Origin of the sequence: Paenibacillus sp. FSL R5-0914 (genome assembly GCF_038004525.1) — a bacterium.
Lineage (GTDB): Bacteria > Bacillota > Bacilli > Paenibacillales > Paenibacillaceae > Paenibacillus_AQ.
The window spans coordinates 19,158-31,803 of sequence record NZ_JBBORH010000004.1; the positions used below are offsets into that span (position 1 = coordinate 19,158).

Genomic DNA, 12,646 nt, shown 5'->3' on the forward strand with positions numbered 1-12,646 from the left:
CGGAGTATTACTCCGTTTTGCTAATCTCTAGTTTCCTCTTTTAATGTTGTAAACAAGTCATTGAACTTATTATATGCTTTTACACCAAGAGGTGTTAATTGGTACAGTTTTTGTCGGCCACTAGTTGAGTATCCCACGAGACCAAGAGATTCAATCCAGTTAAGAGCAGTGTTCAAATCACCACGTCTAACTTTTGCTTGGAGTGATAAATCCTCTTTATTAAAGCTTTTGTTGGCCAGCGTTTGCATTACTAATCTTGAAGCATTTGGTATTTGCGCAATCATACGACTCAAATAGTCTTCAAGTGGAGAGTCAAGCTCGAAGTCGATAGTCGTATTATGTTCCGTATTATACACGAGAGTATCACCACCTATATTATATGATTAATCAGTATATATATATATTAACACATAAGACACAAATATATCTCTAGAATTTAATTGAAGAACAAGAAATATGAAGGCAATAGATGTACTTAACGAATAATTAAATTGCGAATAGTTCGAATAAAGGGTTTATATGAATAGTCTAGATTCTGGACATTGTTTATCTTAGTTGCTTTTGAAATTTCATTTTGGATTGAGATTGCGAGAATTTTAGGGATCTTGATGTTATTATCTTCAAAATCCTCAAAAAATGACAGTTCTCCAGTAGTTTCATCATATCTCTTTACCATTTTAAGATTAACATACCAGCCACTTTTAATACGCAAATAACCATTTTTTTCTAATGAATGTTCAAACAAAGAGAATTCAAATAAAGATTTAGATTCAAAAAAGGTTTGTGTAGAAGAGTGATATGTAACAGTATCATTGATGTCTATCCGAATAAACAGAACTTTATTTAAATCAAGATCTATAAATTCAAATTCATTTGTTGGATTTGAGACTATGTGACCAGCTATCCTCATTAATTCATTGAATGATACCCTATATCCTAGTGCGAACTTTTTTAATGTATCAGGTTTAGGGATGATTTCAAAATTAGAGAAATTCTTTCTTCCAAGCTCTACATCTCGAATATAGCCATGACTTAATGAAGTTTTTTTTGCAGCAAGCCTTAGGCTGTATCCGCATGAATGTCTTAACTTTTCTAAATATCCCCCAATAGTTTCATCCATATACAATATAATTCTCCTTATGTAATAATCTTCTAATGTACAATATTTAGTGCAAGAATTTATGGATTAAATAACCATTTAATAATGGCGTAACAAAAAAAGAAATGAAATATCAATCTAAACATAAGAGTAATTTTACACGTTTGTAATTTTTTTTAAAAGATACGAAGTGTATCATTATAAGGGAAAATTAATATCAATTAGAACAAAACGGTTTTTTTAGTTATTGGTTAAAGAATGATTTGATGAGGGGATGAAGAAAAATAGGTAGAATGCGTCCTTTAATCAAAAACATACAAATTAAATCTTGAATAAATACAGGAAAGTATTACAATCGAATTAGTATATCATAATAATTCAATTATTATGATATACTAATTAATTCTTATTAGATGTATGCATTTCTCAAATTTAGAGAGGTGATAAAATGTATCAATTTTACGATCCATCAATTAAACCTATATTAACAACTGATTTAGAAGGTAGATTTATCAAAGTTCGAACATATGGGCTTTTTAATTATGGATATCCAGACATAATACTTAATGAATATATTGAAAATTATGAAGAATTATTTTTCTCAATAATTGATCGAATCTTTAGAGTTGAATTCGACATTAACGGCACCTGGAGTCATAATGGAAGACTATTCAACCTAGAATTAGGGAAGGGTAATTTAGCAACTTTAGTCTTTGCACCAATAAATGATTTCGTGAAAATTATAACGATTAATAATCCATTTAATGAAGATCCAGTAAAATATATAACGAAAGGATTAACAAATATTTATGATCACCCTGAATTAGAAGTACAAGCATCAATAATGTTTTCAAAAGAAATCTTGGCTTTTGCAGTTGAAGAAATCAAAAAAGAGGGAGCAATCAATGAGGACTACACTATTGAGTATGAGAACTATCTATACTTATTTCATTTAACAACAGATCGGTATGGTAAAAGACTTTTTCAGATAATACATAAAGATTGGGGGTTAACTCCAATACTAAATACAAACAATAAAAATAGAAGTCACTTACAACGTATAAAATAGTGTCTTCTATTTTTTTAATATATATAGTAATATACTAATATATTAATTAGATAGTATTATATATAGATGTAAAAGTGATTCAGAAGTAGAAGGGAGCATTAGTTTGCCTCATGACAATTTTATTAAAGAACTAGATTTTGTCTTAACTCATCCGTCGTGCAGTGTCGAAAATATAGAATCTTTTTATAACCAATGCCTATTTATTTACGAAACAGTACCGCTGTTTGTAATTATCAATCATATGAAGGAAACAAAACCTAAGCTATTAAAAATTTGGGCGAATTCAAACAAAACGGTAAGTAAGCTGCTTGAAGATATGGAAATACAGAAAGATGATCTCGATAAGAAAAGAAAAGAAGAAATCCTTGTTGAGGTTGAAGATAGCTCATTACAAATTAGTCAGAACGGTTATTACATATTAATTTGGAATACTGAAATTGAACAATCCAAAATTGAAAGCTGCTTTAAACGGAAGACGTTAAAAGTGATTTCAAGGAGCTTCAAACATCTAGAATTAATAGGCTATAAACTCGAAAAAATAAATCAATATATTCTATATCTGAAAAATAAAGGAGAGTTGATTATATGAATATGTCAATCTTAGGAAACAATATGCTTGAATACAAAACCTCGCTCCGTCGAAAGATGATCCATCAAGGAGTTGTAAAGAGTATTGAAACGCATAGTCCATTTGGTGAGTCTATGCAATGTGCAATCATTGAACTGAAGAATGGTCTTAAGGGTATGATTCACGAAAATCAGTTCGATAAACATAAATTTCGATCTCTTGTTGGTTTTTTGGATCACAAAATTGACTACATGGTTTTAGATGTTACAAAACAGGGTCTTGATCCTAAGATTGTAAATGTATTTGATGAGGAAAAAGGAATAGTATTACTTTCACGAGTACAAGCTCTTGAAGAACTGCAAGAGGATTTTTGGGAAAATGCTGAAGTGAATCATGTATGTCCTGCAGTTGTATCCGGATTCGAGGAAGAACGGTTTTATGTAATGATCAAAGGAGTTTCATGTGTACTCCCGATCAGAGACTATGAATATGACTGGACGCCTTCTGCGCGCAACGTAATTCCACTTGGTAGTGAGATTACAGTGAAAATAAAAGAGATCGACCATGAAAAAAAACGTGTTATTGTATCGCGAAAAGAACTGATGGAAGATCCTTGGACTCGTGTTCATGAAAATTTCAGAATTAATGATTTCCACACCGGTGTGATAACTAGTGTTGTAGAGAATATAGGAATTTTTGTGAAATTAGCACCTGGTATTGAAAGTCTGGCTTGGTTTCCGAACCGCGTCCCAAGTCATGGGGATTTAGTGGGTATGACCGTTTCAGTCATGATTAAAAATGTTCAAGCGGGCGGCAAAAGAATTCGAAGTAAAATAATTAAATTCCCACATCACTTATATTAGGAGGAGATTATATGGAATCCCAAGTATCTCCTCTAATAATTGCGAATCAACCAGGGATTAGAATGCATCCTACTTGGGATGATCCCTTTGCTTTCGTAGTTTCTTTGGATCCACTCACTAGGCATGAATTTTTTTATATTAACGGAAAGATAAAAGACGGGTGGATCACAGATAGAGATATAGAAATCATTCGATTTCTTGCGGTACATCGCTGGATTACATTGTCTCAATTGACTCGGTTGTTCTTTTCAGGTGGCGATAATACTACGGTTCGAAATAGATTGAAAAAATTAATGAAATTAGGATTGCTGAGAAGGATTCAATGGAAAACCTACTGTAATCCACTTCAAAATCGTCCAACAATTTATGAGATGGGTTCAAGTGCAGCTGACATTCTGAAGTTTAGATATGGAGCATTTTTAGGGAATAGAGATCCTCGAAGACCAAAGGAAGTCTCTATGTTGTTCCGACACAAATATATTATTACTAACGAATTCTTCATATTACTTAGAAAATCTTTTAATGTTATACATTTTGAATTTCATCCAGTTTTAAAGCATAAAGAGGATCAGGTAGTACCAACTGCTCACTTCATTTTGGAAACACCAAAAGGGAAAAAGCTTGATTTTCATTTACTTTGCCATCGTGAAGAAGAAAACTGGCTTAAAACCATTCGCTACCAAGCGAAATTTTGTAAGGAGTACTTTGATGCAAACGGGATAAGATCAACTCTTGTTGTGCTTGTGTCATCCGATGAAAAGGCGGAATTAGCTAGTAAAATATGCGAACAAGAGGGAACCAGTGACTACACATGGTTTATAACTGATCAAGAATTAGAAGAATGTGTAGACGATGGATTAACAAATAGTTTTTTTGTTTTTAAAAACGGAGAAAAGAATTATTACGACCTTAGATGATGAAAAATGAGGTGATCAGTTGCATCGTCTATTCTTAGTATCGGATGATGAAGATTTTGCACAGTGGGTTAAAAAAGAACTTTCTGATTATGGACGCTTTGTAAGGAAAATAGATGATTTTGAGTTTTTTATACAACAGTGGAGTACTTCAGAAGCTGAGATCATAATCGCGACAGAATATGCAATAGAATCTGAAAATTCATTTTTCAAGATACTTAATCAAGTTGAAATTCAAGATCCATTTATAACGATAATGCTAATTTACTTTCGTGAAGAAGATGCATTTATTCAAAACTTAAAGGACAGAAATGTAGTTTGCATTTCATGGAATGATCTGGACTTTGGGCTAATGAAGAAAAGATTAGAACAATCACGTTTAATTAAAGAACTGCAAACAAGAGCTGAGTCTTATCCTCAAATGCATTCTAGTAATAAAAGTGAGTATGTAAGTGACGATACAGACGATACAGATGTAGAAATCAAGATTGAACAACCTGAGCTAACTATACAGTTCGGATTGGAGATAGTTGATAAAGAATCTCCTTTGGAAAATTCTTTAACCGAAAATACAGAAAAGCATTATGTAAATTCATATTCACCCATTGAAAGTAAGGACTTATTTAATGAAGAGTTCGAAAAAAAAGATGAATATATTGAGAAAACTTATGTCGAATCACACCAAGAATCCTCAGATGAAACAGATCAAGAAGACTCCCCACAATTAAAAGTAAGTGAAGATAAACAGAGTGAAGAAGAAGTGGTTTTATCAAGAAGAAATCAAACGAAGAAACGTTATCCCAAACTTCCTAGTCTTCCTAAACATGAAAATCAGATTATTTATAAAGATAGAGTCATTATAAATGAAAAGATAATTGGAACTGTTCTAATTGCTGTAGCAAGCACTAACCGTAGAGCAGGATCATCACATAATGCAATACAGATTGCACGTTATTTAAGCGGAGACTCCTTTGAAGTAGCATGTGTTGAGTTACTAGACATTAACGTGAATCCATCGGTATTTAAATTTCTAGATGATGGAACAAAAAAGTCTAAAAAAATGGACGATGGTTTTCATTCAGAAGGAATTGATTTTTATCCAGCAGCTAACTATGAGAAGTACATAAAAATTTTGAATGCAGAGTACCAATATGTTGTTGTTGATTTAGGTCAGATAGTTACGAATCAAGGAAGGAAAAGCAAAGAAGGCCGTTTTTTCAAAGAATTCTTCAGAGCAAATATCTCAATAATCAGTACCTTTCCAGCAATATGGGACTTTCAGTTCTTAGTTAACCTAGTTGATAAACTATTAAACAATTCCTGGAACAAGCCATTTAATGTGTTGGTGAATTTTACAGATGACAAGAGATATAAGAAATTTACAGACTCATTTACTAGTAGAGAAAAAAGAAATCTTCAGCTTCAGTTTTATCAAAACAACTTTCTACCTGATCCCTTAGATCTAGAAGACGATACGATATCTATTGTTCCTGAGATTTTGAGTTCAGTTATTCCTTCTAGCAAAAAGAAAAAGAGGTTTTATTTTTTTTAATCATTCGTTTTAAATTACCTAATACTTTAGGAGGTTTTTCATTTGAAATTTAAGTTGCATTATTTTTTTTCAATTTTAGTTTTATTAATTGGATTTGGAGGGCTTTTTGGATATGACCTATACATAAAACCTTATGTGCTCTCTCAGAAAGTCGTTAAAGTGAAGGTCGCTTCTGGAGGGTATCTCCCTAAAAATTATGAACTATCTACAAAAGATCTCTATCTTGAAGCTGTCCAAACAAAAGATGTACCTATAAATGCAATACATAGCATCAAAGATGTTGAAAATAAGATACTCAACGTGAATTTAACAGATGGAGTTATATTAACTGAATCTTTGGTTGATGTAGATGATTTGGAGCCAGGTCCAAATGAAGGGATCTATCCAATACCAAAAGAAGCAATTTACGCAATTAACGGCTCGTTGCGAAGTCGAGATAAAGTAGACATTTACCTAGTGAAGGATCGTACGAAAGAACAAAAGAGCGCATCTTCTGATGCAATAGATGTTCCAAGTGTAGATTCAGCTTTTCTAACAGCAGTCACAGTAAATTATGTAAGAACTGAGGACAATAATGATGTTAAAGACACTGAAAACGGTAATATCACAAACCGTACAACATCAACTGGCAAGGTTTCGGTACCTGAACTTAAAATACCTAACGAGGACGCAAAGCAACTTAAACAATATCTTGAACAAGGAGATAAACTTTGGATTGTCAGAGTTGAGTAGGAGGAGAAAATGAAAACGATATTCACAAACGGGTTAGATCAAATAACGGTTAACACGTTACGAAACATAGGCTATACAGTGATTCCACAAAACATAATACCATCTTCAGAACAACTACAAGATAACATATTAATACTTACTAGCGAAGTAGTTGATATTCAAAACCTCTCAACTATCGAGAGCGAAAATAAGGAAGCAGAAGTAATTTACTGGTATTTAAAAAAGGGAGTAAGAGGTTATCAAGCAATTCATGCTATCTGTGAACTGAATGGAGTTTATTTTGTACCACCACGAGCAACAACTGCTAATTTAATCGAAAAAATTAAATACATTCTAGAAGAAGATAATGATTTAAATGGAAATCTAATAGGTTTCTTTGGATCAGCTCCGGGAGTGGGTTGTACTAGTAACGCCAAAATTTTCTCAAAAAGAATCGCAGCCAAAGGAAAAAAAGTTATACTGCTCGGTCTTGATCTCTATGATCCGGGAAATGAACGTCAAACAAGCATTAGTTTGGATTTATTACGCCCACGTATAACTGGGAAGTTACTCCAAGCAGAAGATATTAACCTACTACTTAAACAAGATGGATATCTTTACTTACCTGGTAATCATGACACGCTCAGTGCACTAGATTACCAAGAGGATGAAATTGAATATTTACTATCATGGTGTAAAGAACACGCCGATGTAGTTGTTGCTGATTTTGGATCAATCGCAGAGAGCGCAGCTTGGTATGTGGGTATGCAAATATCAAGTTTAAGAATGATTGTTACACATATGCGACACGAGTATCGCTTAAAACAATTCATGGAATTGGCAAAACAACTAAGTATATACCCACACGAGTTCTCATTAATAATTAATCGGTCGAATGTTGCAGATGTTGTTACTCCTAAAGCGCTTGCTATGCAAATAGGGTCTGAAGTATTAATTGAAATCCCTCAGTATCCGAATTATCCAGAAAATCTACCTCTTGGGAAGAAAGAGACAATTCGAATTGATGAAATAGTAGATGGATTTCTAATTGCTCTTGGTTTGGCAGAAAACAAGCAAAAGAAAGGACTCTTTTCATGATTCTTGATAAGACAATTTCAACTTCTTCGTCAACCGTACCGTTCTCTCTTAAAGAACGAATGATGAAAAATCGCATAACAAGTACTGAAGACTTCTATTCATATCTAAATAAAATGAAAAAAGATATTACTCCGGAATTGCGGCGGGAGGATGAAGACTATTATGTACTCAATGCAAAAGCATTAATGGGAGACTTGCAAGCTATATCGTACTTCATGAATGAGATTGAGAAATATGTTCGGAAAAATCCATATGGTGGAAAAATACCGGATGCATACAGTAGCATTACTGAAGCATTGTACCATGAATGGAAGGGCTATGGACCAGCTTTCAAATGGATCACTGATCGCTCCTATAGCGATTCAACAGGGCTGCAAATCATTGGTGAACAGATCTTCTACAATAATAAAGGCGTGTTTAGTAAGTATCCTTATAAGATGCCCTCGTTAGACCGGGTAGAGCAGCTTAAGCGTACATTGATGAAGGGTGCGCCAAGTGCAAAATTGAATAAAGATAAGCCTTCTGCAGAGTTTAAAATGGATGATCCCCTGTGGCCAGGGCGATTCATCCGTATAGCGATATGGGTTTCTCCACGTGTCTGGGATGGCTTTACTACTATTACTATGCGGCGGCAAGTTGTAGAGTATATGAATTTTGATGAACAAGCTGGTACTAGCTCTATCCCTGCGGAAAGCATAGACCTACTAAGAGATCTAAGTTATCTATTTAGAAACACTGTAGTAGCCGGTCCTGTTGGATCAGGGAAATCAACATTTGCTAATACAATCGTAGGTGAACAATTACAAGGATCAACCTCTTGCATGGGGGTAGTCATGATTGAAAAACATCCAGAATCAATATTGCCTTATCAAATTAAAGGACATCGTATTATTCCGATTCAGGCTGAAAATGATGAACTAATGGAAGTTGGAATTGAGTCACTTCGTCATGATCCTAATATTCTCTTTATGACAGAAATGAGATTCCATGAGTGGGAATTTTACTTTTTCAGCGGAGAAAAGGGGTACAACGGTATAATCGGCACTTTTCATACAGTTGATTCTGAAGATATTCCATATCAAGGTGCGTTCGCTGTATTTACTCGTTTGGGAGGTAGTCTGAAGGGCCATTTAATCTCTGCGATGAAATCCTGTGAGATAGTTTTCATTATGGAACCTACAGATGCAGGTGAGAAAAAGTTAACCCGGATTTCAGAGGTCTTCTATGATGAAGCGAAAAATTCCGTATTTGCCAGTGATATCATGCGTTACGAACAAGCTACCAATGAATGGACTTATAATGATCAACTTACAGAGAGTATTGTCAAAAGAATGCAAAAAAAGAATCCGGAAGTTACTCAGCGGTTCCTTGAAGAGTTGAAAAGGTTGACTAAACTCAAACCAATGAAAGATCCATTGAAAGAAAGCTTAAAGGCAAAAATTGTACTCAACAGTCAGTGAGGAGGACTTTATGAACAATATAAGCGATTATGCTATTCGTCTTTTTTTTCACTTTTTAGTTGTTCTGGGTATCTGGAAACTAGTAAAGCCCCTCATTGATGAACAACTTCGTTATATAGCGAAGAAACGTGAATACAGGAAGAATGCAAAACATTTTAATGAAGCATCTAAAAGGAATAAACGATTTATCTATCGACATTTAGATAATCTATTGTATCTAACTCAGGATAAGTATGAACCTTTTGTTAGTGTAACAAAATTCATACTTCAAAGCGGATTTCTACTGGTCGGTATATTTATTATTACTCTATTAACAATGCAGGAGCTCCCATCGCTGTTTAGTTCAGATCCATTTTTCGATGGAAATCTGCAAACCAGTAATATAGATACAATTAAGTCTGTTTGGAAGTTACCGATGTTATTGGCAATATTAGCAGGAAGTATTCCATATATAGTTATGCGCTATAAATATACTAAACGACAAACAGAAGGTAGTTATGACTTATTAGATGTTGTGAAAATATACGCCAAATATACTTACTTATCTGTGGACGCTGCTCTATATGCAACGTCAGACTTCCTTATGGATAACAATGTACTTAAACGGCCTCTGAGAATACTTGCAGATGAGTTTTCAAATTATAGCAATGAAACGATGCTGCAAGGCGAAGCTCAAAGATTCGCTAGTACTGTCTCAACGACCTTTGCTCGTATATTCATCAGCGATTTATTAGATGCTGAGAAAGAAGGTAATGTTAATCTCAATCTTTCATTACTTGAATTAAACGATTCAATGGAGCAACAAAGAGAAACAATTTTAACTGTAAAAGCAAACAATAGTGATGCTATTAAACTAGGTCTATACGGAAATCTCCTTGTATTTATATTATCCATCAGTACATTCATGTTTATGCTAAAACCAGGATTGTATTTTAAATTACAATTTCAAACTCCGATTGGAGTCACATTTTTTATGATTATTGTTATTAGTTTTGTTATAGCATTTCTATTCAGTATCCTTCTTTCGAGACCAAAACTAGATTACCAGTAAGTGAGGTGAGAAACATTGGATAAATTATTTACTATAGTTTCAACAATTGGAATAGCGTACTTCGCATTATTGGTATTTCTAAGTACTAGCAAGAGCCACGAACGAGATCTATTTCGCAAACAAATCAATGTTAGAGCTGTAATGATGAAATTTCAGAGTGATCAATTCCAAGAGAAATTAGACAATTCTGGATATCCGGTAAAAGCCCAAAATGTTAACTTTATTCGTTACGCAACGGCCCTGATATTTTTCTTATTCATGTTCCTCAGTTCATATGTTAGAGAAATAACGCTGTCTTATAAAGAGCTTTTAATTCCAATTCTCATTTTATTAATTAGCAGTCCAATGAAATATTTACCGTTGGGATGGATTTTGAATAGGAAGTTTCAGCAAAATATCCTCCATAAGGATGGGGAGATCGTTTCATTTTTAAAACAATATCAGAATAATCGACTTAGAAATAGAGGCTATATTGAGTTTGGAGCTTTTTGCGCACAAGTTGCTCCAACATTTGAATATCTTAAAGATGATTTAAATGAACTAGCAGAAAAGGCTACAGATGATGGTGTAGAAGAAGCTATAAAATATTTTTGCGATAAGTTTCCTGCGAATCATCATTTCATGTCCAATGTTCGTTCGATCCTACTTGCAACAGAAGGAATGGCTGATAATAATGAGGCAATTGAATATCTAAAAAAACAAAATACTGCAATTTCAAAGATCTCCAGTGATCACTATCAAAAAAAATGGACAAGGATAGGGGACTGGGCTGGCATCATTAATGTAACCCCATCTATTAGTACATTCTTGATGATCGTAGTGTTGTCCTTGCAATATATCATGTTACTAAGAGGGAACTTTAATGGAGTTAGTCTCTTCCGTTAAAAATAAATATTTATATTACGATTAGGAGGGATCAAAAAAAGTTTTTGCAGGATCTAAAATAACTCAAATTAAAAGGAGAGAATTTAATAATGAAAGATCAAACTATGGGACATGGGCTTTATATCGCAGTAGGTTTTGTATGTGTGGGATTGTTGATACTTTTTCTTTTTCCAATTGTACGTGATTTAATTACGGATGCAACAAGTAAAAAGCCTACTGTACCTACCTCGATGATTGTTACCCCTGCTAAGCAAACAAATTTGATTATTACTCTACCTGATGAAGCTGTTCAAGCAGCATGAAAGATCAGACTATAGGTATAGCTATTTTTCTTGGTTTGGCATTTGTTGTGGCCGCAATATATCTTGGGGCAGCAACAGGAATGATTGGTGATGGGCAAGATAATATTATCTCTTACACAAAAAAAGTTGAGCATTATTGACTATTAGAAAGGAGTTTTTGTTAGTTGAAAGAGACCATCCTCCGGGCATTATTCATGTGGCTTATCCTGTTTGTTATGCTCCAGCCCATTTTTACATATATTGACTACCTGCTGGATCTTCAGGTTAAGGCAAACACTTCTTATATCACTCAGAAGGCTGCAACAGAGGGGATGGTCACTTCATCAATGAAAAGTGAAGTGATCGCTAATCTCACCGCTGTAGGGTTCAGCGCTTCCGCAATTTCTATAAAGAGCACGACTGAAACGGTTCAAGATCGTAAATCAAGACTCGATGTTTACATCACTGCTCCACGGATAAATTTGTTTCCATATAATTTCTCATCGAACATTGCATCGTTAAATTACTATGGTCACGGATCCATTATGAGTGAATACCTCGATTAAGGGATGATACTAAAATGGACTATATTATTAAGCTGGCTTTCGCATTTTTAATTTTTATGTTTACTTGGTTCTTTCAGGTGCAAAATCAAGAATGGGATGTTAATCGATCATTATTAAAGGATGCAAATAATATGGCAGTACATGACGCAGCACAAGAGATTAATGAAGATCAGCGTTCTCACGGACTTCTTATTATAAATTCAACTGAAGCATATGCCACATTTAAAGAGACACTACAGAAGAATCTTGGATTAGACAGCGAGCTCTCTCCACTAGAAGGGAGCCGCTTCCATGATAAAGTGAATATATTAGAGTTTGTAGTCATTGATGAATCCTCAAGTGTGAGCTTCCCTTTTCTCTACGAGGATCAACGGTATGGGATCACCAAATACATACAAGGACCGTCTGTGATCGCAGTAATTGAGACTAAGCATCCTCAACTGTTAGCTACTGGTAAGTTGCAGGAGCCTATACAGGTACCTGCTGTGCAGGAGTATAAATTCAATGAATAATATGCGGGGAGTTGAAT

The 12,646-nt window shown here is 34.2% G+C and carries 16 protein-coding genes; 14 read left to right on the forward strand and 2 right to left on the reverse strand.

The window, feature by feature from the left end:
* Positions 1-20: 20 nt before the first annotated feature.
* Together MKX60_RS29295 and MKX60_RS29300 are read right to left on the reverse strand one after the other, a co-directional pair.
* Complete coding sequence (locus MKX60_RS29295; RefSeq protein WP_256715909.1) at positions 21-356, reverse strand: hypothetical protein; 336 nt, start codon at positions 354-356, stop codon at positions 21-23.
* 119 nt (positions 357-475) lie between these two features.
* Entirely contained in the window at positions 476-1,120 is a 645-nt protein-coding gene (locus MKX60_RS29300) for a helix-turn-helix domain-containing protein (protein ID WP_341061752.1), read from the reverse strand.
* Between the two features lie 427 nt (positions 1,121-1,547).
* Here MKX60_RS29300 and MKX60_RS29305 point away from each other — a divergent pair, with 427 nt between their 5' ends.
* From MKX60_RS29305 to MKX60_RS29370, 14 genes are all read left to right on the forward strand, one after another.
* Complete coding sequence (locus MKX60_RS29305; RefSeq protein WP_341061754.1) at positions 1,548-2,168, forward strand: hypothetical protein; 621 nt, start codon at positions 1,548-1,550, stop codon at positions 2,166-2,168.
* Between the two features lie 103 nt (positions 2,169-2,271).
* Positions 2,272-2,757: a hypothetical protein gene (locus tag MKX60_RS29310; RefSeq protein WP_341061756.1), complete on the forward strand. Its 486-nt coding sequence runs from the start codon at positions 2,272-2,274 to the stop codon at positions 2,755-2,757.
* On the forward strand, positions 2,754-3,599 hold the full coding sequence (locus MKX60_RS29315) for a S1 RNA-binding domain-containing protein (RefSeq protein WP_341061757.1): 846 nt from the start codon (positions 2,754-2,756) through the stop codon (positions 3,597-3,599). Before MKX60_RS29310 ends, MKX60_RS29315 begins: the two co-directional genes overlap by 4 nt.
* A gap of 11 nt (positions 3,600-3,610) precedes the next feature.
* Positions 3,611-4,516 (forward strand): replication-relaxation family protein, encoded by a 906-nt coding sequence (locus tag MKX60_RS29320; RefSeq protein WP_341061758.1) that lies wholly within the window; start codon positions 3,611-3,613, stop codon positions 4,514-4,516.
* 19 nt (positions 4,517-4,535) lie between these two features.
* A complete protein-coding gene (locus MKX60_RS29325) occupies positions 4,536-6,065 on the forward strand; it encodes a hypothetical protein (RefSeq protein ID WP_341061759.1) in 1,530 nt (509 codons plus the stop codon).
* Positions 6,066-6,107: 42 nt separating this feature from the next.
* Entirely contained in the window at positions 6,108-6,797 is a 690-nt protein-coding gene (locus tag MKX60_RS29330; RefSeq protein ID WP_341061760.1) for a hypothetical protein, read from the forward strand.
* 9 nt (positions 6,798-6,806) lie between these two features.
* Positions 6,807-7,874 carry a hypothetical protein gene (locus MKX60_RS29335; RefSeq protein ID WP_341061761.1) on the forward strand — a complete coding sequence of 356 codons (1,068 nt, stop codon included), beginning with the start codon at positions 6,807-6,809 and terminating at the stop codon, positions 7,872-7,874.
* Entirely contained in the window at positions 7,871-9,334 is a 1,464-nt protein-coding gene (locus MKX60_RS29340; protein ID WP_341061762.1) for an ATPase, T2SS/T4P/T4SS family, read from the forward strand. The genes MKX60_RS29335 and MKX60_RS29340 overlap by 4 nt, the downstream gene beginning before the upstream one ends.
* A 10-nt stretch (positions 9,335-9,344) precedes the next feature.
* Positions 9,345-10,385 carry a hypothetical protein gene (locus MKX60_RS29345; protein ID WP_341061763.1) on the forward strand — a complete coding sequence of 347 codons (1,041 nt, stop codon included), beginning with the start codon at positions 9,345-9,347 and terminating at the stop codon, positions 10,383-10,385.
* Between the two features lie 15 nt (positions 10,386-10,400).
* A complete protein-coding gene (locus MKX60_RS29350; protein ID WP_341061764.1) occupies positions 10,401-11,270 on the forward strand; it encodes a hypothetical protein in 870 nt (289 codons plus the stop codon).
* 89 nt (positions 11,271-11,359) lie between these two features.
* Complete coding sequence (locus tag MKX60_RS29355; protein ID WP_076315930.1) at positions 11,360-11,572, forward strand: hypothetical protein; 213 nt, start codon at positions 11,360-11,362, stop codon at positions 11,570-11,572.
* A complete protein-coding gene (locus MKX60_RS29360; RefSeq protein ID WP_341061765.1) occupies positions 11,569-11,712 on the forward strand; it encodes a hypothetical protein in 144 nt (47 codons plus the stop codon). The genes MKX60_RS29355 and MKX60_RS29360 overlap by 4 nt, the downstream gene beginning before the upstream one ends.
* A gap of 24 nt (positions 11,713-11,736) precedes the next feature.
* Positions 11,737-12,117: a hypothetical protein gene (locus MKX60_RS29365; protein ID WP_076315929.1), complete on the forward strand. Its 381-nt coding sequence runs from the start codon at positions 11,737-11,739 to the stop codon at positions 12,115-12,117.
* Positions 12,118-12,131: 14 nt separating this feature from the next.
* Positions 12,132-12,629: a hypothetical protein gene (locus tag MKX60_RS29370; RefSeq protein ID WP_341061766.1), complete on the forward strand. Its 498-nt coding sequence runs from the start codon at positions 12,132-12,134 to the stop codon at positions 12,627-12,629.
* Positions 12,630-12,646 lie beyond the last annotated feature (17 nt).